This window comes from Enterobacter sp. S-33, assembly GCF_028735835.1.
GTDB classification, from domain to species: Bacteria; Pseudomonadota; Gammaproteobacteria; order Enterobacterales; family Enterobacteriaceae; genus Enterobacter; species Enterobacter vonholyi.
Window position 1 is genome coordinate 4444996 of sequence record NZ_CP117838.1, and the last position, 22158, is coordinate 4467153.

Sequence of the window (22158 nt, forward strand, 5' to 3'; positions counted from 1 at the left end):
ATATGCTCAGCTCCACCTCGCTTTATGCGGCAATTGATCTCGGTTCGAATAGTTTTCATATGCTGGTTGTGCGCGAGGTGGCGGGAAGCATACAAACGCTGACGCGCATCAAGCGCAAGGTCCGCCTCGCGGCGGGCCTGAGCAGCGATAACCACCTCTCACCTGAAGCCATGGAACGTGGCTGGCAGTGTCTGCGACTCTTTGCCGAGCGTCTGCAGGATATCCCGCATGCCCAAATCACCGTCGTCGCCACTGCGACACTTCGCCTGGCGGTTAACGCCGTGGATTTTATTGCCAGAGCGCAGGAAATTCTCGGTTGCCCGGTTCAGGTTATCAGCGGTGAAGAAGAAGCTCGTCTGATTTATCAGGGAGTTGCACACACCACGGGGGGTGACGATCGCCGCCTGGTGGTGGATATCGGCGGTGCCAGTACCGAGCTTGTGACCGGCACCGGCGCGCAGGCAACGTCGCTGTTCAGCCTCTCGATGGGCTGCGTGACCTGGCTTGAGCGCTACTTTACCGATCGTAATCTGGGTAAAGAGAACTTCGACGAGGCGGAAAACGCCGCGCGCGAGGTATTACGCCCGGTCATGGATGAACTGCGCTATCACGGCTGGAAAGTCTGCGTGGGTGCGTCCGGGACCGTGCAGGCCCTGCAGGAAATCATGATGGCGCAGGGAATGGACGAGCGGATTACGCTTGCTAAGCTTCAGCAGTTGAAACAGCGCGCCATTCAGTGCGGACGCCTGGAAGAGCTGGAAATTGAAGGCCTGACGCTCGAACGCGCGCTGGTCTTCCCGAGCGGGCTGGCCATTCTTATCGCTATTTTCACCGAGCTGAACATCCAGTGTATGACCCTGGCCGGCGGTGCGCTGCGTGAAGGCCTGGTCTACGGGATGCTGCATCTGTCGGTCGATCAGGATATCCGTAGCCGTACCCTGCGCAACGTGCAGCGTCGTTTTCTGGTTGATATCGATCAGGCAGGACGCGTATCGCAGCTGGCGTCACGCTTCGCCGATCAGGTCGCTAACGTCTGGGATCTTGATCACCTGAGCCGGGATTTACTCCTGAGCGCGTGCGCGCTACATGAAGTAGGGCTGAGCATTGATTTTAAGCAGGCACCGGCTCACGCAGCGTATCTGGTCCGCAACCTTGATTTACCGGGCTACACGCCCGCGCAGAAAAAATTGCTGGCAACGCTGCTGCTGAACCAAACCAATGCAGTCGATCTCTCCTCTCTGCATCAGCAAAACGCCGTACCGCCGCGCGTGGCCGAGCATCTCTGCCGCCTGCTGCGTCTGGCGATCCTGTTTGCCAGCCGCCGCCGCGATGATTTGCTGCCAGCCATTAATCTTGTGGCCGATGACGAGAAGCTTTCGCTGACGCTGCCGGAAAACTGGATTGAACGTCACCCGTTAGGGGCCGAGATGATCGAGCAGGAGTGCCAGTGGCAGAGCTATGTGCACTGGGTGCTGGAAGTAAAGTAATACGCTGAACATTGCCGGGTGGCGGCTTCGCCTTGCCCGGCTACTCATCATTATCCTTTCTCTTTGGCTTTAGCCAGCATGGCGCGAATGTTCGCCACGTTAGCCTGCCCCTTGTGCATCCGCTCTTCCGCGGTAATCACTTTGCGCTCCTGCTCCCAAATCAGGTCATCCTGCGGCAGTTCCAGCAGGAAACGACTCGGCTCCGGGCGGACGAGTTCGCCATACTGGCGGCGCTCTTTACACAGCGTGAACGTCAGCTCTTTCTGCGCGCGGGTGATCCCCACGTAGGCCAGGCGGCGCTCCTCATCGACGTTATCTTCATCAATGCTGCTCTGGTGCGGCAACAATCCCTCTTCCATACCAACCAGATAGACATACGGAAACTCCAGCCCTTTTGACGCATGCAGCGTCATGAGCTGAACCTGATCGGCCTCTTCTTCGCTCTCACCGCGCTCCATCATGTCGCGCAGGGTAAAGCGGGTGACGACCTGCGTCAGGGTCATAGGCTCGTCGATTTCAGAGCCCTCCAGCATTTCGGTCATCCAGCTGAAAAGCTGGTTAACGTTCTTCATGCGCATCTCAGCCGCCTTCGGGCTGGCTGAGGTTTCATACAGCCAGGACTCATAGTCGATGCCGTGAATGAGATCGCGCACTGCAGCCACCGGCTCGCGCTCCGCGAGACGCTGTACTTCGCCGAGCCAGTGGGTGAAGCGGGTTAACGAGTCATAGCCACGCCCGGTTAACGTCTGGCTCAGCCCCATGTCAAAGCTGGCAGTAAACATACTTTTGTTGCGGGTCATCGCCCACTCGCCGAGCTTTTGCAGCGTCGCCGGGCCTATCTCGCGTTTTGGCGTATTCACAATACGCAGAAACGCGCTGTCGTCATCCGGGTTAGTGAGCACGCGCAGATAAGCCAGCAGGTCTTTGATTTCTGGTCGTGAGAAGAACGACGTGCCGCCCGAAATTTTGTACGGAATGCGGTTCTGCATCAGCATCTTTTCAAAGACGCGCGACTGGTGGTTACCGCGATAGAGGATCGCGTAATCCTTATATTCGGTTTTGTTGACGAAGTGGTGAGCGATGAGTTCTCCCGTGACTCGCTCCGCTTCATGATCCTCATTGTTGGCGCTGAGCACTTTCAGCTCCGTTCCGTAGCCCAGTTCGGAGAAGAGACGCTTCTCGAATACGTGCGGGTTATTGGCAATCAGGATGTTTGCTGCCTTCAGGATACGCCCGGAGGAGCGGTAGTTCTGCTCGAGCTTAATCACCTGCAGCGCCGGGAAATCTTTGCTCAGCAGCACCAGGTTTTGTGGACGCGCGCCGCGCCAGGAGTAAATTGACTGATCGTCGTCGCCTACCACGGTGAAACGCGCCCGATTCCCCACCAGCAGCTTCACCAGCTCGTACTGACTGGTGTTGGTGTCCTGATATTCATCCACCAGCAGGTAGCGGATTTTATTCTGCCAGCGCTCGCGCACCTCTTCATTGCGCTGCAGCAGCAGCGTGGGCAGCAGGATCAGGTCGTCAAAGTCCAGCACGTTGCACGCTTTCATATGCGCATCGTACAGACCGTAGCAGTGGGCGAAAATCCGATCCCGTTCGCCTTTGGCGATCGCCGCGGCCTGCGCCGGGGTCATCAGATCGTTTTTCCAGTTCGAGATCGTCGAGATCAGCTGCTGCAACAGCACTTTGTCATCTTCGATCAGCCCCTCGGTGAGCTCTTTGAGCAACGCCACCTGGTCGGTGTCATCGAAGAGGGAGAAGTTGGACTTCATTCCCAGCGCCGCATACTCGCGTTTGATGATATCCAGCCCCAGCGTGTGGAAGGTGGAGATCATCAGGCCGCGCGCTTCTTTACGGCCAAGCGTCTGACCGACGCGCTCTTTCATCTCACGCGCCGCTTTATTGGTAAAGGTGACCGCCGCAATGTGTCGCGCCTGATACCCGCAGTTGCGGATCAGATGGGCGATCTTGTTGGTGATCACACGGGTTTTACCCGAACCGGCCCCTGCCAGCACCAGGCATGGTCCAGTAACGAATTCGACCGCTTGTTGTTGTCCAGGGTTTAAACGCATGGGAGTGTTGCTCAATCTTCGAACGGGGTGTGGATTGTAGCAGAAAGCCGGGCGCAGATTTACCGGCTAATGATAAAGTGGAGAAATCGCGTTTAACCCGTAGAGCAGAACCATGAAAAAGACCGCAGCAGCCCTGCATATTCTGGTAAAAGAAGAGAAACTGGCCCAGGAGATCCTGGCCAAGCTGGAGCGCGGCATCAGCTTTGATCATCTGGCGAAGCGCTACTCTAAATGCCCTTCCGGGCGCAATGGTGGGGATCTCGGCGAGTTTCAACAAGGTGCGATGGTCGGCCCGTTCGATCAGGCGGTCTTTAGCTGCCCGCTTCTGAAGCCCTACGGCCCGGTAAAAACCAAATTTGGCTACCATATCATTAAGGTGCTTTATCGCCGCTGACGCGTGGTATATTGCGCCCCGATTTATTTCAACCTATTCAAGGCACGATCATGGCAAAAACAGCAGCAGCAGTGCACATTCTCGTTAAAGAAGAGAAACTGGCTTTAGATCTTCTGGAGCAGATTAAAAACGGTGCCGACTTCGGGAAGCTGGCGAAGAAGCACTCCATCTGCCCGTCAGGCAAACGCGGCGGCGATCTGGGTGAGTTCCGCCAGGGTCAGATGGTTCCGGCGTTCGATAAAGTGGTGTTCTCCTGCCCGGTGCTGGAGCCAACCGGCCCGCTGCATACCCAGTTTGGTTATCACATCATTAAAGTGCTGTACCGGAAATAAACAGCAAGGCCTTCTCTTAGAGAAGGCCTTTAATGTTTGCACCCTCTCCCTGTGGGAGAGGGGCGGGGTGAGGGCATCAGCCCGCCCCTGTTGTTAACCCGCTACCGCGATGCGCTTCATATCGGTCATGTAGCCACGCAATTTGTGACCCACTTTCTCGATCTGGTGGCTGCGAATGGCTTCGTTCACATCGCGCAGCTGCGCGTTGTCCACGGCACCTTCTGCAATCGCTTTACCCAGATCGCCAGTCTGCAGAGTAGTCATAAACTCTTTCAGCAGCGGTACGCAGGCGTAAGAGAACAGGTAGTTACCGTATTCCGCGGTATCAGAGATAACCACGTTCATTTCGTACAGACGCTTACGGGCGATGGTGTTCGCAATCAGCGGCAGCTCGTGCAGTGATTCGTAGTACGCGGACTCTTCGATGATGCCGGAATCCACCATGGTTTCGAACGCCAGCTCAACGCCTGCTTTCACCATCGCGATCATCAGCACCCCTTTATCGAAGTACTCTTGCTCGCCGATTTTACCTTCGTACTGTGGCGCGGTTTCGAACGCGGTTTTACCGGTCTCTTCACGCCAGGTCAGCAGTTTCTTATCGTCGTTCGCCCAGTCCGCCATCATGCCGGAAGAGAATTCGCCGGAGATAATGTCGTCCATGTGTTTCTGGAATAGCGGTGCCATGATGGTTTTCAGCTGTTCAGACAGCGCGTAAGCACGCAGTTTTGCCGGGTTGGACAGACGGTCCATCATCAGCGTAATACCGCCCTGCTTCAGCGCTTCGGTGATGGTTTCCCAGCCGAACTGAATCAGTTTTTCCGCATATGCCGGGTCGGTACCCTCTTCCACCAGCTTATCGAAGCACAGCAGAGAACCGGCCTGCAGCATGCCGCACAGAATGGTCTGCTCGCCCATCAGGTCAGATTTCACTTCGGCAACGAAGGACGATTCCAGCACGCCAGCACGGTGACCGCCGGTCGCCGCTGCCCATGCTTTGGCAATCGCCATGCCTTCGCCTTTCGGATCGTTTTCCGGGTGAACCGCGATCAGGGTCGGCACGCCGAAGCCACGCTTGTACTCTTCACGAACTTCGGTACCCGGGCACTTCGGTGCAACCATCACCACGGTGATGTCTTTACGGATCTGCTCGCCCACTTCAACGATGTTGAAGCCGTGGGAGTAACCCAGCGCCGCGCCGTCTTTCATCAGCGGCTGTACGGAACGCACAACGTCTGAGTGCTGCTTGTCCGGGGTCAGGTTAACTACCAGATCCGCCTGCGGGATCAGCTCTTCGTAGGTACCCACTTTGAAGCCGTTTTCGGTCGCTTTACGCCAGGAAGCACGCTTCTCGGCAATCGCTTCTTTGCGCAGGGCGTAGGAGATATCCAGACCGGAGTCACGCATATTCAGGCCCTGGTTCAGACCCTGTGCGCCACAGCCGACGATGACCACTTTTTTACCCTGAAGGTAGCTCGCGCCATCGGCAAATTCGTCGCGCGCCATGAAGCGGCATTTGCCCAGCTGCGCCAGCTGCTGGCGCAAGTTCAGTGTATTAAAGTAGTTAGCCATGGGTGATACCTCGTGATGTTGTGTGTCTTATTGTTCGGTTCGCGTTTCAGCGAGAATGTACCCACATTACAACAGGAAATTTATTGCGGGAATTGATATATTCACAACGTCATGTTGCAATTTTTGCAATGTAAAAAGAGGGAGTGGAATCGGTGGATTTACGCGATCTGAAAATGTTCCTGCACCTGACGGAAAGCCGTCATTTTGGCCGCAGCGCCCGGGCGATGCACGTTAGCCCCTCCACGCTTTCACGCCAGATCCAGCGCCTTGAGGAAGACCTCGGCCAGCCCCTGTTCGTGCGCGACAACCGCACCGTCACCCTCACGGAAGCGGGCGAAGAGCTACGCATTTTTGCCCAGCAGACGCTGCTGCAGTACCAGCAGCTGCGGCACTCGATTGACCAGCAGGGGCCGTCACTTTCCGGCGAGCTGCATATTTTTTGCTCCGTGACCGCCGCCTACAGCCATCTGCCACCCATCCTTGACCGCTTCCGCGCGGCGCATCCGTCGGTTGAAATTAAGCTCACCACCGGCGATGCCTCCGACGCAATGGAAAAAGTGGTGACGGGCGAAGCGGATCTCGCCATTGCCGGGAAACCTGAAACCCTGCCGGGCGCGGTGGCATTCTCCATGCTGGAGAATCTGGCGGTGGTACTCATTGCCCCGGCGCTGCCCTGCCCGGTGCGTAACCAGGTGTCGGTGGAAAAACCGGACTGGTCCACGGTACCGTTTATCATGGCCGATCAGGGGCCGGTGCGCCGTCGTATTGAGCTGTGGTTCCGCCGCCAGAAAATCAGCAACCCGTCGATTTACGCCACGGTCAGCGGCCATGAGGCAATGGTGTCGATGGTGGCGCTCGGCTGCGGCGTGGCGCTGCTGCCGGAGGTGGTGCTGGAAAATAGCCCGGAACCGGTGCGCAATCGCGTGATGATTCTGGAGCGCAGCGATGAGAAAACGCCGTTTGAGCTTGGCGTGTGCGCACAAAAAAAGCGGCTGCATGAGCCGCTTATTGATGCGTTCTGGACGATATTGCCGAACCACTAACCTGCCAGAAAGAACCTGAACGCCGGGTTATGGGTTTCGTCGTGACACTCATAGCCCAGCTCGTTCAGCCGCGTTTCGAAATCCGGCTCGTGCTCGCCCAGTTCAAACGCCGCCAGCACGCGGCCGTAGTCGGTGCCGTGGCTGCGGTAGTGGAAAAGGGAGATGTTCCAGTGCGTGCCCAGCGTGTGCAGGAACTTGAGCAGCGCGCCAGGCGATTCCGGGAACTCAAAGCTGAACAGACGTTCCCTGAGCGGCTTCGATGGACGCCCGCCGACCATGTAGCGCACGTGCAGCTTCGCCATCTCATCGTCGGAGAGATCGACTACGCTATAGCCGCCTTCATGCAGCAGGTTGAGGATCTCTTTACGCTCCTCCACGCCCCGGCTCAGACGCACGCCAACAAAAATGCAGGCGTCTTTAGCATCGGCAAAACGGTAGTTAAACTCCGTCACCGAACGGCCGCCCAGCAGCTGACAAAATTTCAGGAAGCTGCCCTTCTCTTCCGGAATGGTCACCGCCAGCAGCGCTTCACGCTGTTCCCCCAGCTCGCAGCGCTCGGACACGTAGCGCAGACCGTGGAAGTTCACGTTGGCACCAGAAAGCACGTGCGCCAGACGCTCGCCGCGAATGTTGTGCTGCGCGATGTATTTTTTCATGCCCGCCAGCGCCAGAGCGCCGGACGGTTCCGCCACCGCACGAACGTCTTCGAAGAGATCCTTCATCGCCGCGCAGATCGCATCACTATCCACCGTGACGATATCGTCGAGATATTCCCGGCACAGGCGGAAGGTTTCGTCGCCAATACGCTTCACCGCCACGCCCTCGGCAAACAGCCCGACGCGCGGCAGGTCTACCGGATGCCCGGCATCCAGCGCCGCTTTCAGGCAGGCAGAATCTTCCGCTTCCACGGCAATGACTTTGATCTGCGGCATCAGCTGTTTGATCAGCACCGCCACGCCTGCGGCTAAGCCACCGCCGCCCACCGGAACAAAGACGCGGTCGAGATGGGCATCCTGCTGCAGGAGCTCCAGCGCCAGCGTGCCCTGCCCGGCAATCACCATCGGGTGGTCGAACGGCGGCACCCAGGTGAAACCCTGCTGCTGCGCCAGCTCAATCGCTTTGGCTTTTGCTTCGTCAAAGTTAGCCCCGTGGAGTAATACTTCACCGCCGAAACCGCGCACCGCGTCGACCTTGATGTCTGCGGTAGCAACCGGCATCACGATCAGCGCTTTCAGCCCCAGACGAGCAGACGAGAACGCCACGCCCTGCGCGTGGTTGCCCGCCGACGCGGTAATCACGCCGCGCGCTTTTTGCTCATCGGTCAGTCCGGCCATCATCGCGTAGGCACCGCGCAGCTTGAAGCTGTGCACCGGCTGGCGGTCTTCGCGCTTCACCAGAATGACGTTGTCGAGGCGCGAAGAGAGCTTTTCCATTTTCTGCAGGGGCGTGACCTGCACGGCTTCATAGACCGGTGCGCGCAGCACCGCCCTGAGATATTCCGCCCCCTCAGGGGCGGCGGATAAGGGTTGTGACTCGGCCATCGTTAGCCCCCGAGTTTCGATTTATCGCGCACCGCGCCTTTATCTGCACTGGTGGCAAGGCTCGCGTAGGCGCGCAGGGCAAAGGAGACTTCGCGCTGGCGATCTTTGGGCGTCCAGGCTTTGTCGCCGCGCGCTTCCTGCGCTTCACGACGGGCTGCGATCTCCTGGTCACTCAGCTTGAGCTGAATGCCGCGATTCGGAATGTCGATTTCGATCAGATCGCCGTCTTCGATGATGGCAATGTTGCCGCCGCTTGCCGCTTCCGGGGAAACGTGGCCGATAGAGAGGCCGGAAGTACCGCCGGAGAAACGCCCGTCGGTGATCAGCGCGCAGGCTTTACCGAGGCCCATCGATTTCAGGAAGGTGGTTGGGTAGAGCATCTCCTGCATGCCCGGACCGCCTTTCGGCCCTTCGTAGCGAATAACAACCACGTCGCCTTCAACCACTTTACCGCCAAGGATGGCGTCTACCGCTTCATCCTGGCTTTCGTACACCTTCGCCGGACCGGTGAATTTCAGGATGCTGTCGTCCACGCCTGCGGTTTTCACGATGCAGCCGTTTTCCGCAAAGTTTCCGTACAGCACGGCCAGGCCGCCGTCTTTGCTGTAGGCGTGTTCCAGCGAGCGGATGCAGCCTTCGGCGCGGTCATCGTCCAGCGTGTCCCAGCGGCAATCCTGGGAGAAGGCCTGCGTGGTACGAATACCGGCAGGACCGGCGCGGAACATTTTTTTCACCGCGTCGTCTTTGGTCAGCATCACGTCGAACTGGTCCAGCGATTCCGGCAGCGTCAGCCCGAGCACGTTTTTCACGTCACGGTTTAGCAGACCGGCGCGATCCAGCTCGCCCAAAATACCGATTACACCACCGGCACGGTGCACGTCTTCCATGTGGTACTTCTGGGTACTTGGTGCGACCTTACACAGCTGCGGCACTTTGCGGGACAGCTTGTCGATATCGCTCATGGTGAAGTCGATTTCGGCTTCCTGTGCGGCAGCCAGCAGGTGCAGAACGGTATTGGTGGAACCGCCCATGGCGATATCCAGCGTCATGGCGTTTTCGAACGCGGCTTTACTGGCAATGCTGCGCGGCAGCGCGCTGGCGTCATCCTGCTCGTAGTAGCGCTTGGTCAGCTCAACGATGCGCTTACCGGCGTTGAGGAACAGCTGCTTACGGTCGGCGTGGGTCGCCAGCAGCGAGCCGTTGCCCGGCTGAGACAGGCCCAGCGCTTCGGTCAGGCAGTTCATGGAGTTCGCCGTGAACATACCGGAACAGGAGCCGCAGGTCGGACACGCGGAGCGTTCCACCTGATCGCTCTGCTCGTCAGAGACTTTCGGGTCCGCGCCCTGGATCATCGCATCGACCAGGTCGAGCTTGATGATTTTGTCGGAGAGCTTGGTTTTCCCCGCTTCCATTGGGCCACCGGAGACGAAGATCACCGGAATATTCAGACGCAGGGAAGCCATCAGCATCCCCGGGGTGATTTTGTCGCAGTTGGAGATACAGACCATGGCATCGGCGCAGTGGGCGTTAACCATGTACTCTACGGAGTCGGCGATCAGCTCGCGCGACGGCAGTGAATAGAGCATGCCCCCGTGACCCATCGCGATACCGTCATCGACCGCAATGGTGTTGAACTCTTTCGCCACGCCGCCGGAGGCTTCGATTTGCTCGGCTACCAGTTTACCCAGATCGCGCAGGTGCACGTGGCCCGGTACGAACTGGGTGAAGGAGTTCACCACGGCGATAATCGGCTTACCGAAATCGGCGTCGGTCATTCCAGTGGCGCGCCACAGCGCGCGGGCACCCGCCATGTTGCGGCCGTGGGTGGTGGTGGCTGAACGATACTTAGGCATGCTTTATTGACTCCCGTCTGACTATGTAATGGGACGGTGCGTGCCGTCCCAAATTTATGCTTAGTGATTAACCTGATCCAACCAGCCGTATTTATCTTCTGTTTCGCCGGTGAAGAGGCCAAAGAACGCTTTCTGAATGCGTTTGGTGACCGGGCCACAGCGGCCTTCGCCCACCTGAATACCGTCTACGCTGCGCACCGGGGTGATTTCAGCCGCGGTACCGGACATAAACACTTCATCGGCCAGGTACAGGGATTCGCGGGACAGCACCTGCTCGCGCACTTCGATACCCAGGTCTTTCGCCAGCTTGATGATGGCGTCACGGGTGATGCCCGGCAGCGCGGAGGAGGTGAATGGTGGCGTAAACAGAATGCCGTCTTTCACTTCAAACAGGTTTTCACCTGCGCCTTCGGAGATGTAGCCATTCACATCGAGCGCGATACCTTCCTGGTAACCGTGACGGCGCGCTTCGCTGCCGACCAGCAATGAAGAGAGGTAGTTACCGCCCGCTTTCGCGGCGGTCGGGATGGTGTTTGGCGCAACGCGGTTCCAGGAAGAGACCATTGCGTCGATCCCCTGCTCCAGGGCTTCAGCACCCAGGTAAGCACCCCACGGGAACGCGGCAATGATCACATCAGTGGTATAGCCGGCCGGCGGGTTCACGCCCATACCGACGTCACCCACGAAGACCAGCGGACGAATATAGGCGCTGGTGAGGTTGTTCTTACGGATCACGTCGCGGCAGGCTTCCATCAGCTCATCAACGCTCTGAGATACCGGGAAACGATAAATTTTGGCTGAGTCATGCAGACGCTGCATGTGTTCGCGATGGCGGAACACCACTGGCCCTTTGTGAGAATCGTAGCAGCGGATGCCTTCAAACACGGAGGTACCGTAATGCAGCGCGTGGGACATCACGTGGACCTTCGCGTCCTCCCAGCGAACCATCTCACCGTTGAACCAAATGTAATCAGCTTTTTTTGTCGTCATTTTTTCGTCCTGTCACGCTTAAGCGCGGATTTGTTGTGATGTGGTTGTGCTCTGGCAGATGGCAACATGGGCAACGTCTACCAGCTTTGATAACTGACTAAACAGTAAGTCGACCGACCGCGGGCTGGCAACGGTTAATTCGATACTGATATTCCGGGCGTCAGTGGCTGTCTCCATATTCATAGAGCAAATCTGAAAACCACGATGACGCACCACACGCAAAACGCGTTCTAAAGTTTCCGGGTTGAAGCGAGCCTGTACGGCGACCTGATGCTGCATCATGATAATTTCTCCATCATTTGTGAATTACTGGCACCAGGCGGTACCAGCGGCCAGACGTTCTCGAGTTCGTCGATTGAGACATGAAGCAGGTAAGGCCCATCGCTGTTCAGCATGGTGTCGAGCGCCGCTTCAACCTGATCTTTACGGGTGATGTGCTGGCCAGGGATGCCAAAGGCGCTGGCCAGGGTGAGGAAATCGGGGTTATCGGTGAGAGTCGTTTCGCTGTAGCGCTCCTGGAAGAACAGCTGTTGCCACTGGCGAACCATCCCTAAACGCTGGTTGTCGAGCAAGACGATTTTCAGCGGCAACTGCTTGCGTTTAACGGTGCCGAGCTCCTGGACGTTCATCATGAAGGAGCCGTCACCGGAGATACAGATAACGGTATCGTTCGGGCGGGCGACCTGCGCGCCAACGGCTGCTGGCAGACCGAAGCCCATCGTCCCTAACCCGCTGGAGGTGATGAAATTTTCCGGGCGGGTGTAGGTCATATGCTGCGCGGACCACATCTGGTGCTGGCCGACGTCGGTGGTGACGACGCTATCAGCAGGTTTGCGATCTGACAACTGCTTCAACAGCAGCGGCGCGTAGATGGCCTCGCCGGGGTGATCGTAACGCCATGCGTGCTCGGCGCGCATATCGGCGGTGTGCTGACGCCATGCGTTGATATCCAGCGGCTTCTGCAATGCCGGTAAAAGCGCGTTGAGATCGCCCTGCAGCGCAACGTGCGCCTGACGCAGCTTGTTCATTTCCGCCGGGTCGATATCCATATGGATGACTTTAGCGCTCGGCGCAAAGGTATTCAGCTTGCCGGTGACGCGGTCGTCAAAACGGGCACCTACGGCGATGAGCAGATCGCACTCCTGCACCGCCAGGTTTGCCGCTTTGGTGCCGTGCATCCCCAGCATGCCCAGATAGTACGGATAGTCTGCATCTACCGCACCCAACCCTTTCAGCGTGCAGGTGGCAGGTATTTGCGTTACCGCGATAAATTCACGCAGGGCGGGAACGGCCTGCGCCATCCCGACGCCACCGCCGATGTACAGCATCGGCTGTTTCGCCTGCGCCATCATCTGACGGGCCTCTTCAACTTCCGCATGCGGAAACGCGTCGTCGCTTTCAACGGTGGAGAAGTGGGGTTCCAGATCGCCAGGTGCCACCTGGATATCTTTCGGGATATCGACCAGAACCGGACCAGGACGGCCTGAGCTGGCCACTTCGAACGCTTCTGCCATTACGCGCGGCAGCTCTTCCAGAGACTGAACGAGGAAACTGTGTTTGGTGCAGGCCAGCGATAAACCCAGTACATCGACTTCCTGAAAAGCGTCGGTACCGATGAACGGAGACGCCACCTGCCCGGTGATGGCAACAACGGGAACAGAGTCCAGCAGCGCGTCAGCCAGGCCGGTGATGAGGTTAGTTGCGCCCGGGCCTGACGTCGCCATACACACGCCGGTTTTGCCGGTCGCGCGGGCGTAGCCAATGGCCGCCATCACTGCGCCCTGCTCGTGTCGGCACAAGAGATGTTCCACGCCGCCGTCATACAGTGCATCGTAAATCGGCATAATTGCGCCACCTGGATAACCGAATACTGTCTCGACTCCCTGCGCGCGCAACGCATGTACTACCCACTGTGCCCCATTCATAGTTAGTTCCCCGTCATAAATCGGGAGAAACAGAATTTTGTGCTAGTCGTCATTCTCTGCTCCTCATTTACGTTTTTTAGTCATAAAAAAACCCCCGGACCTTTCGGTGCGGGGGTCTTAGTTCGTTAAGGCTTGATTTCTAAGCCTTTCCTCGTCCAAGTGCAGCCCCGCACGGTGGGATAATAATCACCACCACGCTAATCACGACCAGGATAATCACTCGTAGAAGGGCTGTCATTTTCAGTTCTTTTTGCATCTTGTTCGAAGGAATACCTAAAGAGTTATCACAGTTTTTAAATCAAACACAAGATTTATTTATGACGGATTTGATTAGGCAGCGAATCATATTTCTTAAAATCTTTGTTTTATATAAAGAAATTAGAAAATGAATATTTTTCATTTTTTTACTGCAGTTCTTAACGTCAAAACGGGGCTTTTTACATTCTGCGAGGAAGCTTCCACGGTTATGCAATTGTTTCAGCGTGCGCTTAAAATCTCTGAACAGGCGGCGTAAATCAGCAAAATGACGCTAAACAGACAAAAAAGGCGCTGGCATAGTCACACCAGGAGGTAGTGCAAATGTCACTGTCAGTTGTTTATACGCGTGCGGCTCTCGGGGTAAAGGCACCGCTTGTTTCCGTTGAGGTTCATTTGAGTAATGGGCTACCCGGACTCACGCTTGTCGGTTTACCTGAAACGACGGTTAAAGAGGCCAGGGATCGCGTTCGCAGCGCAATAATAAATAGCGGTTATACCTTCCCTGCGAAGAAGATCACCATCAACCTTGCTCCCGCCGATCTGCCTAAAGAGGGGGGACGATACGATTTACCTATCGCAATTGCCCTTCTCGCGGCTTCTGAGCAGCTTAATACGACAAGGCTAGGCTTGTATGAGTTCGTGGGTGAACTCGCGCTCACAGGCGCGTTAAGAGGCGTTCCCGGTGCGATATCAGGAGCGCTGGAGGCCATACGTGCCGGGCGGCAAATCATTGTCGCAAATGAAAACGCATCAGAAGTGAGTCTTATCGCCGAGAAAGGATGCCTCATCGCGGGACATTTACAGGAAGTTTGTGCCTGGCTGGAAGGACGACATGAACTGTCCGAGCCGGAGGAGTGTGACGATGTTATAACCGACGTCCCGGAGGATCTCAGCGAGATTATGGGGCAGGAGCAAGGGAAACGGGCGCTGGAGATTACGGCCGCAGGTGGGCACAATCTTCTGTTGATTGGTCCACCAGGTACGGGGAAAACGATGCTGGCGAGCAGGTTGAGTGGATTGCTTCCACCGCTCAATAATCATGAAGCGCTGGAAAGCGCTGCCATATATAGCCTCATCAGTTCTGCATCGTTGCAAAAACAGTGGCGCCGTCGCCCTTTTCGTTCCCCACATCATAGCGCTTCACTGACCGCAATGGTCGGCGGCGGGTCTATCCCCGGGCCGGGAGAGATCTCACTGGCCCATAATGGAATTCTATTTCTCGATGAGCTGCCCGAGTTTGAGCGCCGCGTGCTGGATGCACTGAGAGAACCTATTGAATCTGGCGAAATACATATCTCGCGCACGCGGGCCAAAATAAGCTATCCCGCGCAGTTTCAGCTGGTCGCGGCGATGAATCCCAGCCCGACGGGCCACTACCAGGGCAACCATAACCGCTGTACGCCGGAGCAAACGTTGCGCTATCTGGGTAAGTTATCCGGCCCGTTCCTTGACCGTTTCGATTTATCCCTCGAAATCCCCCTTCCTCCGCCGGGTCTGCTCAGGCAGACGGGTATCACGGGTGAAAGCTCAGCGGATGTACGCGAGCGGGTGATTGCGGCCCAGACGCGACAGTATGCTCGTCAGAACAGGCTAAATGCCCGGCTGGATAATGCCGGGATCCGGCAGTTTTGTTCCCTTAACAGTGAGGATGCGGGATGGCTTGAGGAGACGTTGACGCGCTTTGGGCTGTCTATACGTGCGTGGCAGCGTTTGCTAAAAGTGGCCAGAACCATTGCTGACGTGGAGGGGTGCACTGACATTGAGAGAAAGCATTTGCAGGAGGCGCTGAGCTACCGCGCTATCGATCGTTTGCTGCTGCATCTGCAGAAGTTGCTGGCATAAAAAAAAGGGGCCGTAGCCCCTTCTCTTCATTTTAATCATCAGACTCGGTGTAGTCTTCTGCACCTTCCATCTGCGGCTTGCCGCCAGACAGCGTATGGAAGCGCTTTGGACGCTTAATGCGTGCCATATACTTGATCCACACACGTTCCGCTTCAGACTGAGGCTCACGCTCACCACGGCAAACGGAAACAAACTGTTTTTCGTCTTCGGTCGCAGGTTCACGCTTACCCAGATCCAGCTCGTTAAAGGCATAACCATGGCGCTCAAGCAGTTGAGCTTCTTTGATGGTGAAATCGCCGTGACGAGAGAACCCGCGCGGATAATGTTTATTGTCGAAAAAACGATTAGTCGTCGTAAAGCTTTCCGCCATCCTACACGCTCCTAATTCTTTGGCCGAGCTATTTATGGCGCGGAGTATTAGTTACGCTTGACAGAGTGTAAAACAAAACATTTAAATCATAACGACAAATAATTTTGCGGAGAAAGATGTGGATACGGAATTGCTTAAAACTTTCCTTGAAGTGAGCAGAACACGCCACTTTGGGCGAGCAGCTGAAGCCCTTTACCTGACGCAGTCAGCAGTCAGTTTTCGTATTCGACAGCTGGAAAATCAACTGGGTGTGAATCTTTTTACTCGCCATCGCAACAATATTCGCTTAACGCCTGCCGGTGAGAAACTGCTGCCGTACGCAGAAACGCTCATGAATACCTGGCAGGCAGCACGTAAAGAGGTGGCGCATACTTCGAGGCATAATGAGTTCTCGATTGGGGCCAGCGCTTCTCTGTGGGAATGTATGCTAAGTCAGTGGCTTACCCGGCTGTATCATTCACACGGCCACCTGCAATTTGAAGCGAGAATTGCGCAACGGCAGTCGCTGGTTAAGCAGCTTCATGAGCGTCAGCTTGATCTTCTGATCACAACTGAAGCCCCCAAGATGGACGAATTTAGCAGCCAGATTGTAGGCCAGTTTGGCCTGGCGCTTTATGCCTCTGAACCTTCGATGATGAAGGCAGATCTGACCTATTTGCGCCTGGAATGGGGGCCAGATTTTCAGCAGCATGAGACTGGATTGATTGCACCTGATGATGTTCCACAGTTAACGACCAGCTCTGCGGAGATCGCCTGTCAGCAACTGCCCTTGCTGAGAGGATGTACCTGGTTACCTGTTCGCTGGGCAGACGCTAAAGCGGGGCTGCATACGGTGATGGATTCCACCACGCTTACCAGACCGCTGTATGCAATTTGGCTGCAAAACAGTGATAAGCAAGCACAGATAAAAGATCTGTTAAAAATCAATGTAATGGATTGATACATCAGCCAGCAGAAATGCTGGCTGAATATTAAGAAGAGGCCTTTTTGCTGGATTTCAGGCAAAAAAAAATCCTTTGCCGAAGCAAAGGATTATATATGGCAGGGGCGGAGAGACTCGAACTCGCGACACCCGGTTTTGGAGACCGGTGCTCTACCAACTGAGCTACGCCCCTAAAGTTTTTTGCCATTAAGCCTGCCAAAAAGGCAGGCTTAATGTCTTAATAAGTGGCGGAACGGACGGGACTCGAACCCGCGACCCCCTGCGTGACAGGCAGGTATTCTAACCGACTGAACTACCGCTCCACCGAAGACTGCTGTAACCACCGGATTTATGCACCGGCTTACTACTTAATTTGATGCCTGGCAGTTCCCTACTCTCACATGGGGAGACCCCACACTACCATCGGCGCTACGGCGTTTCACTTCTGAGTTCGGCATGGGGTCAGGTGGGACCACCGCGCTAAAGCCGCCAGGCAAATTCTGTTAATCTGTATCAGGCTGAAATTTGATTGTTCTGTCTCTTCGCCAAAACACCTTCGGCGTTGTAAGGTTAAGCCTCACGGTTCATTAGTATCGGTTAGCTCAACGCATCGCTGCGCTTACACACCCGACCTATCAACGTCATAGTCTTTAACGTTCCTTCAGGAGACTTAAAGTCTCAGGGAGAACTCATCTCGGGGCAAGTTTCGTGCTTAGATGCTTTCAGCACTTATCTTTTCCGCATTTAGCTACCGGGCAGTGCCATTGGCATGACAACCCGAACACCAGTGATGCGTCCACTCCGGTCCTCTCGTACTAGGAGCAGCCCCCCTCAATTCTCCAGCGCCCACGGCAGATAGGGACCGAACTGTCTCACGACGTTCTAAACCCAGCTCGCGTACCACTTTAAATGGCGAACAGCCATACCCTTGGGACCTACTTCAGCCCCAGGATGTGATGAGCCGACATCGAGGTGCCAAACACCGCCGTCGATATGAACTCTTGGGCGGTATCAGCCTGTTATCCCCGGAGTACCTTTTATCCGTTGAGCGATGGCCCTTCCATTCAGAACCACCGGATCACTATGACCTGCTTTCGCACCTGCTCGAGCCGTCACTCTCGCAGTCAAGCTAGCTTATGCCATTGCACTAACCTCCTGATGTCCGACCAGGATTAGCTAACCTTCGTGCTCCTCCGTTACTCTTTGGGAGGAGACCGCCCCAGTCAAACTACCCACCAGACACTGTCCGCAACCCGGATCACGGGTCTACGTTAGAACACCAGCCATTAAAGGGTGGTATTTCAAGGACGGCTCCACGCAGACTGGCGTCCACGCTTCAAAGCCTCCCACCTATCCTACACATCAAGGACCAGTGTTCAGTGTCAAGCTATAGTAAAGGTTCACGGGGTCTTTCCGTCTTGCCGCGGGTACACTGCATCTTCACAGCGAGTTCAATTTCACTGAGTCTCGGGTGGAGACAGCCTGGCCATCATTACGCCATTCGTGCAGGTCGGAACTTACCCGACAAGGAATTTCGCTACCTTAGGACCGTTATAGTTACGGCCGCCGTTTACCGGGGCTTCGATCAAGAGCTTCGCGTTGCCGCTAACCCCATCAATTAACCTTCCGGCACCGGGCAGGCGTCACACCGTATACGTCCACTTTCGTGTTTGCACAGTGCTGTGTTTTTAATAAACAGTTGCAGCCAGCTGGTATCTTCGACTGATTTCAGCTCCACCCGCAGGGGCTTCACCTACATATCAGCGTGCCTTCTCCCGAAGTTACGGCACCATTTTGCCTAGTTCCTTCACCCGAGTTCTCTCAAGCGCCTTGGTATTCTCTACCTGACCACCTGTGTCGGTTTGGGGTACGATTTCGTGTTACCTGATGCTTAGAGGCTTTTCCTGGAAGCAGGGCATTTGTTACTTCAGCACCGTAGTGCCTCGTCATCACACCTCAGCGTTAATAAACGACCGGATTTACCTGGTCGTTCCGCCTACATGCTTAAACCGGGACAACCGTCGCCCGGCTAACATAGCCTTCTCCGTCCCCCCTTCGCAGTAACACCAAGTACAGGAATATTAACCTGTTTCCCATCGACTACGCCTTTCGGCCTCGCCTTAGGGGTCGACTCACCCTGCCCCGATTAACGTTGGACAGGAACCCTTGGTCTTCCGGCGAGCGGGCTTTTCACCCGCTTTATCGTTACTTATGTCAGCATTCGCACTTCTGATACCTCCAGCATGCCTCACAGCACACCTTCAACGGCTTACAGAACGCTCCCCTACCCAACAACGCATAAGCGTCGCTGCCGCAGCTTCGGTGCATGGTTTAGCCCCGTTACATCTTCCGCGCAGGCCGACTCGACCAGTGAGCTATTACGCTTTCTTTAAATGATGGCTGCTTCTAAGCCAACATCCTGGCTGTCTGTGCCTTCCCACATCGTTTCCCACTTAACCATGACTTTGGGACCTTAGCTGGCGGTCTGGGTTGTTTCCCTCTTCACGACGGACGTTAGCACCCGCCGTGTGTCTCCCGTGATAACATTCTTCGGTATTCGTAGTTTGCATCGGGTTGGTAAGCCGGGATGGCCCCCTAGCCGAAACAGTGCTCTACCCCCGAAGATGAATTCACGAGGCGCTACCTAAATAGCTTTCGGGGAGAACCAGCTATCTCCCGGTTTGATTGGCCTTTCACCCCCAGCCACAAGTCATCCGCTAATTTTTCAACATTAGTCGGTTCGGTCCTCCAGTTAGTGTTACCCAACCTTCAACCTGCCCATGGCTAGATCACCGGGTTTCGGGTCTATACCCTGCAACTTAACGCCCAGTTAAGACTCGGTTTCCCTTCGGCTCCCCTATACGGTTAACCTTGCTACAGAATATAAGTCGCTGACCCATTATACAAAAGGTACGCAGTCACACCACGAAGGTGCTCCCACTGCTTGTACGTACACGGTTTCAGGTTCTTTTTCACTCCCCTCGCCGGGGTTCTTTTCGCCTTTCCCTCACGGTACTGGTTCACTATCGGTCAGTCAGGAGTATTTAGCCTTGGAGGATGGTCCCCCCATATTCAGACAGGATACCACGTGTCCCGCCCTACTCTTCGAGTTCACAGCCTGTGTGCTTTCGTGTACGGGACTGTCACCCTGTACCGTGCGACTTTCCAGACGCTTCCACTAACACACAAGCTGATTCAGACTCTGGGCTGCTCCCCGTTCGCTCGCCGCTACTGGGGGAATCTCGGTTGATTTCTTTTCCTCGGGGTACTTAGATGTTTCAGTTCCCCCGGTTCGCCTCGTTAACCTATGTATTCAGTTAACGATAGTGCAACGAATTGCACTGGGTTTCCCCATTCGGACATCGCCGGGTCAAAGGTTCATATCACCTCGCCGGCGCTTTTCGCAGATTAGCACGTCCTTCATCGCCTCTGACTGCCAGGGCATCCACCGTGTACGCTTAGTCGCTTAACCTCACAACCCGAAGATGTTTCACTTCAAGATTGCGAAAATTTGAGAGACTCGAACACACCATTAAAGATGTGTCGTTTCAATTTTCAGCTTGATCCAGATTTTTAAAGAGCAAAACTTCGCAGTGCACCTTTTCAGGTTCACTCTGAAGTTTTCTTGTGTTTGCAGTAAAAGATGGTGGAGCTATGCGGGATCGAACCGCAGACCTCCTGCGTGCAAAGCAGGCGCTCTCCCAGCTGAGCTATAGCCCCATCGTTTTGCAATCTCTGTACCGGTAATTTTTCCTGAGACAAGGCGTGGTAACGCGAAGCATACATCAGTATGTGAGCGTTGCCGCAACGCAGTATCAGGGAAAATTTGGTAGGCCTGAGTGGACTTGAACCACCGACCTCACCCTTATCAGGGGTGCGCTCTAACCACCTGAGCTACAAGCCTGCAGAGATTTTTACTGCTGTTTTTCATCAGACAATCTGTGTGAGCACTACAAAGGCAGGTTCTTTAAGGTAAGGAGGTGATCCAACCGCAGGTTCCCCTACGGTTACCTTGTTACGACTTCACCCCAGTCATGAATCACAAAGTGGTAAGCGCCCTCCCGAAGGTTAAGCTACCTACTTCTTTTGCAACCCACTCCCATGGTGTGACGGGCGGTGTGTACAAGGCCCGGGAACGTATTCACCGTAGCATTCTGATCTACGATTACTAGCGATTCCGACTTCATGGAGTCGAGTTGCAGACTCCAATCCGGACTACGACGCACTTTATGAGGTCCGCTTGCTCTCGCGAGGTCGCTTCTCTTTGTATGCGCCATTGTAGCACGTGTGTAGCCCTACTCGTAAGGGCCATGATGACTTGACGTCATCCCCACCTTCCTCCAGTTTATCACTGGCAGTCTCCTTTGAGTTCCCGGCCTAACCGCTGGCAACAAAGGATAAGGGTTGCGCTCGTTGCGGGACTTAACCCAACATTTCACAACACGAGCTGACGACAGCCATGCAGCACCTGTCTCAGAGTTCCCGAAGGCACCAATCCATCTCTGGAAAGTTCTCTGGATGTCAAGAGTAGGTAAGGTTCTTCGCGTTGCATCGAATTAAACCACATGCTCCACCGCTTGTGCGGGCCCCCGTCAATTCATTTGAGTTTTAACCTTGCGGCCGTACTCCCCAGGCGGTCGACTTAACGCGTTAGCTCCGGAAGCCACGCCTCAAGGGCACAACCTCCAAGTCGACATCGTTTACGGCGTGGACTACCAGGGTATCTAATCCTGTTTGCTCCCCACGCTTTCGCACCTGAGCGTCAGTCTTTGTCCAGGGGGCCGCCTTCGCCACCGGTATTCCTCCAGATCTCTACGCATTTCACCGCTACACCTGGAATTCTACCCCCCTCTACAAGACTCTAGCCTGCCAGTTTCGAATGCAGTTCCCAGGTTGAGCCCGGGGATTTCACATCCGACTTGACAGACCGCCTGCGTGCGCTTTACGCCCAGTAATTCCGATTAACGCTTGCACCCTCCGTATTACCGCGGCTGCTGGCACGGAGTTAGCCGGTGCTTCTTCTGCGGGTAACGTCAATCGATGAGGTTATTAACCTCACCGCCTTCCTCCCCGCTGAAAGTACTTTACAACCCGAAGGCCTTCTTCATACACGCGGCATGGCTGCATCAGGCTTGCGCCCATTGTGCAATATTCCCCACTGCTGCCTCCCGTAGGAGTCTGGACCGTGTCTCAGTTCCAGTGTGGCTGGTCATCCTCTCAGACCAGCTAGGGATCGTCGCCTAGGTGAGCCGTTACCCCACCTACTAGCTAATCCCATCTGGGCACATCTGATGGCAAGAGGCCCGAAGGTCCCCCTCTTTGGTCTTGCGACGTTATGCGGTATTAGCTACCGTTTCCAGTAGTTATCCCCCTCCATCAGGCAGTTTCCCAGACATTACTCACCCGTCCGCCGCTCGCCGGCAAAGTAGCAAGCTACTTTCCGCTGCCGCTCGACTTGCATGTGTTAGGCCTGCCGCCAGCGTTCAATCTGAGCCATGATCAAACTCTTCAATTTAAGTTTGATGCTCGTGAATTAAACTTCGTAATGAATTACGCA

The 22158-nt window shown here is 55.5% G+C and carries 16 protein-coding genes, 4 tRNA genes and 3 rRNA genes; 6 read left to right on the plus strand and 17 right to left on the minus strand.

Translation table 11 applies throughout. The features are described from left to right. Positions 1–2: 2 nt before the first annotated feature. Positions 3–1487: a guanosine-5'-triphosphate,3'-diphosphate diphosphatase gene (gene gppA, locus PUP35_RS21155; RefSeq protein ID WP_021242833.1), complete on the plus strand. Its 1485-nt coding sequence runs from the start codon at positions 3–5 to the stop codon at positions 1485–1487. A 50-nt stretch (positions 1488–1537) separates the two neighbouring features. On the opposite strand, the gene rep is transcribed toward gppA, so the two are convergent. After that, positions 1538–3562, minus strand: a complete 2025-nt coding sequence (gene rep, locus PUP35_RS21160; RefSeq protein WP_115877002.1) for a DNA helicase Rep — start codon at positions 3560–3562, stop codon at positions 1538–1540. Between the two features lie 112 nt (positions 3563–3674). Here rep and ppiC (PUP35_RS21165) point away from each other — a divergent pair, with 112 nt between their 5' ends. Beyond that, positions 3675–3956, plus strand: coding sequence for a peptidylprolyl isomerase PpiC (gene ppiC / locus PUP35_RS21165; protein ID WP_004886860.1), 282 nt, complete (start codon positions 3675–3677; stop codon positions 3954–3956). A gap of 50 nt (positions 3957–4006) precedes the next feature. Continuing rightward, positions 4007–4288: a peptidylprolyl isomerase PpiC gene (gene ppiC, locus PUP35_RS21170; protein WP_023309650.1), complete on the plus strand. Its 282-nt coding sequence runs from the start codon at positions 4007–4009 to the stop codon at positions 4286–4288. 93 nt (positions 4289–4381) lie between these two features. Here the strand turns inward: ppiC (PUP35_RS21170) and ilvC are convergent, their stop codons facing one another. Then, positions 4382–5857 (minus strand): ketol-acid reductoisomerase, encoded by a 1476-nt coding sequence (gene ilvC, locus PUP35_RS21175; protein ID WP_021242831.1) that lies wholly within the window; start codon positions 5855–5857, stop codon positions 4382–4384. 152 nt (positions 5858–6009) lie between these two features. Here ilvC and ilvY point away from each other — a divergent pair, with 152 nt between their 5' ends. After that, complete coding sequence (gene ilvY / locus PUP35_RS21180; protein ID WP_111963506.1) at positions 6010–6900, plus strand: HTH-type transcriptional activator IlvY; 891 nt, start codon at positions 6010–6012, stop codon at positions 6898–6900. On the opposite strand, the gene ilvA is transcribed toward ilvY, so the two are convergent. The 7 genes from ilvA to ilvL form a co-directional block, all read right to left on the minus strand. After that, on the minus strand, positions 6897–8441 hold the full coding sequence (gene ilvA, locus PUP35_RS21185; RefSeq protein WP_039267211.1) for a threonine ammonia-lyase, biosynthetic: 1545 nt from the start codon (positions 8439–8441) through the stop codon (positions 6897–6899). The two genes, ilvY and ilvA, sit on opposite strands and share 4 nt — an antisense overlap. Before the next feature lie 2 nt (positions 8442–8443). Next, a complete protein-coding gene (ilvD, locus tag PUP35_RS21190) occupies positions 8444–10294 on the minus strand; it encodes a dihydroxy-acid dehydratase (RefSeq protein WP_115877001.1) in 1851 nt (616 codons plus the stop codon). Between the two features lie 60 nt (positions 10295–10354). Next, the gene (ilvE, locus tag PUP35_RS21195) at positions 10355–11284 is read right to left on the minus strand and encodes a branched-chain-amino-acid transaminase (protein WP_127732610.1); all 930 of its coding nucleotides are present in this window, start codon (positions 11282–11284) and stop codon (positions 10355–10357) included. Between the two features lie 18 nt (positions 11285–11302). Beyond that, positions 11303–11566 (minus strand): acetolactate synthase 2 small subunit, encoded by a 264-nt coding sequence (gene ilvM, locus PUP35_RS21200; RefSeq protein ID WP_024907956.1) that lies wholly within the window; start codon positions 11564–11566, stop codon positions 11303–11305. Next, positions 11563–13209 (minus strand): acetolactate synthase 2 catalytic subunit, encoded by a 1647-nt coding sequence (gene ilvG / locus PUP35_RS21205; protein ID WP_248175578.1) that lies wholly within the window; start codon positions 13207–13209, stop codon positions 11563–11565. Before ilvG ends, ilvM begins: the two co-directional genes overlap by 4 nt. A gap of 2 nt (positions 13210–13211) precedes the next feature. Continuing rightward, positions 13212–13262, minus strand: a complete 51-nt coding sequence (gene ilvX, locus PUP35_RS21210) for a peptide IlvX (protein ID WP_166792073.1) — start codon at positions 13260–13262, stop codon at positions 13212–13214. 86 nt (positions 13263–13348) lie between these two features. Continuing rightward, complete coding sequence (gene ilvL, locus PUP35_RS21215) at positions 13349–13447, minus strand: ilv operon leader peptide (RefSeq protein WP_071844500.1); 99 nt, start codon at positions 13445–13447, stop codon at positions 13349–13351. A 341-nt stretch (positions 13448–13788) separates the two neighbouring features. On the opposite strand from ilvL, the gene PUP35_RS21220 reads away from it, so the two are divergent. Further along, positions 13789–15309, plus strand: coding sequence for a YifB family Mg chelatase-like AAA ATPase (locus tag PUP35_RS21220; RefSeq protein ID WP_127732614.1), 1521 nt, complete (start codon positions 13789–13791; stop codon positions 15307–15309). A 31-nt stretch (positions 15310–15340) separates the two neighbouring features. Here PUP35_RS21220 and PUP35_RS21225 read toward each other — a convergent pair whose 3' ends face one another. Beyond that, a complete protein-coding gene (locus tag PUP35_RS21225) occupies positions 15341–15679 on the minus strand; it encodes a DUF413 domain-containing protein (protein ID WP_008501577.1) in 339 nt (112 codons plus the stop codon). Positions 15680–15797: 118 nt separating this feature from the next. On the opposite strand from PUP35_RS21225, the gene hdfR reads away from it, so the two are divergent. After that, on the plus strand, positions 15798–16619 hold the full coding sequence (gene hdfR, locus PUP35_RS21230; RefSeq protein WP_133295337.1) for an HTH-type transcriptional regulator HdfR: 822 nt from the start codon (positions 15798–15800) through the stop codon (positions 16617–16619). A gap of 99 nt (positions 16620–16718) precedes the next feature. Here the strand turns inward: hdfR and PUP35_RS21235 are convergent. From PUP35_RS21235 to PUP35_RS21265, 7 genes are all read right to left on the minus strand, one after another. Continuing rightward, positions 16719–16794 (minus strand) — tRNA-Trp (locus tag PUP35_RS21235). 53 nt (positions 16795–16847) lie between these two features. Beyond that, positions 16848–16924: transfer RNA gene (locus tag PUP35_RS21240), tRNA-Asp, on the minus strand. A 55-nt stretch (positions 16925–16979) separates the two neighbouring features. Next, positions 16980–17095, minus strand: a 5S ribosomal RNA gene (gene rrf, locus PUP35_RS21245). Positions 17096–17167: 72 nt separating this feature from the next. Continuing rightward, positions 17168–20073, minus strand: a 23S ribosomal RNA gene (locus tag PUP35_RS21250). Positions 20074–20245: 172 nt separating this feature from the next. Continuing rightward, positions 20246–20321, minus strand: a tRNA-Ala gene (locus PUP35_RS21255). A gap of 107 nt (positions 20322–20428) precedes the next feature. Continuing rightward, a tRNA-Ile gene (locus tag PUP35_RS21260) sits at positions 20429–20505 on the minus strand. Positions 20506–20574: 69 nt separating this feature from the next. After that, a 16S ribosomal RNA gene (locus PUP35_RS21265) occupies positions 20575–22116 on the minus strand. The 16S, 23S and 5S rRNA genes sit together here with 4 tRNA genes alongside, the layout of an rRNA operon. Positions 22117–22158: the final 42 nt, after the last annotated feature.

Excerpts from the sequence above, each read along its gene's own strand:
- PUP35_RS21220 (WP_127732614.1), top strand. The coding sequence starts at position 13,789 with ATGTCACTGTCAGTTGTTTATACGCGTGCGGCTCTCGGGGTAAAGGCA.
- ilvD (WP_115877001.1), bottom strand. The coding sequence starts at position 10,294 with ATGCCTAAGTATCGTTCAGCCACCACCACCCACGGCCGCAACATGGCG.
- gppA (WP_021242833.1), top strand. The coding sequence starts at position 3 with ATGCTCAGCTCCACCTCGCTTTATGCGGCAATTGATCTCGGTTCGAAT.
- rep (WP_115877002.1), bottom strand. The coding sequence starts at position 3,562 with ATGCGTTTAAACCCTGGACAACAACAAGCGGTCGAATTCGTTACTGGA.
- ilvL (WP_071844500.1), bottom strand. The coding sequence starts at position 13,447 with ATGACAGCCCTTCTACGAGTGATTATCCTGGTCGTGATTAGCGTGGTG.
- ilvE (WP_127732610.1), bottom strand. The coding sequence starts at position 11,284 with ATGACGACAAAAAAAGCTGATTACATTTGGTTCAACGGTGAGATGGTT.
- ilvM (WP_024907956.1), bottom strand. The coding sequence starts at position 11,566 with ATGATGCAGCATCAGGTCGCCGTACAGGCTCGCTTCAACCCGGAAACT.
- ppiC (WP_004886860.1), top strand. The coding sequence starts at position 3,675 with ATGAAAAAGACCGCAGCAGCCCTGCATATTCTGGTAAAAGAAGAGAAA.
- ilvC (WP_021242831.1), bottom strand. The coding sequence starts at position 5,857 with ATGGCTAACTACTTTAATACACTGAACTTGCGCCAGCAGCTGGCGCAG.
- ilvA (WP_039267211.1), bottom strand. The coding sequence starts at position 8,441 with ATGGCCGAGTCACAACCCTTATCCGCCGCCCCTGAGGGGGCGGAATAT.
- ilvG (WP_248175578.1), bottom strand. The coding sequence starts at position 13,209 with ATGAATGGGGCACAGTGGGTAGTACATGCGTTGCGCGCGCAGGGAGTC.
- PUP35_RS21225 (WP_008501577.1), bottom strand. The coding sequence starts at position 15,679 with ATGGCGGAAAGCTTTACGACGACTAATCGTTTTTTCGACAATAAACAT.
- ppiC (WP_023309650.1), top strand. The coding sequence starts at position 4,007 with ATGGCAAAAACAGCAGCAGCAGTGCACATTCTCGTTAAAGAAGAGAAA.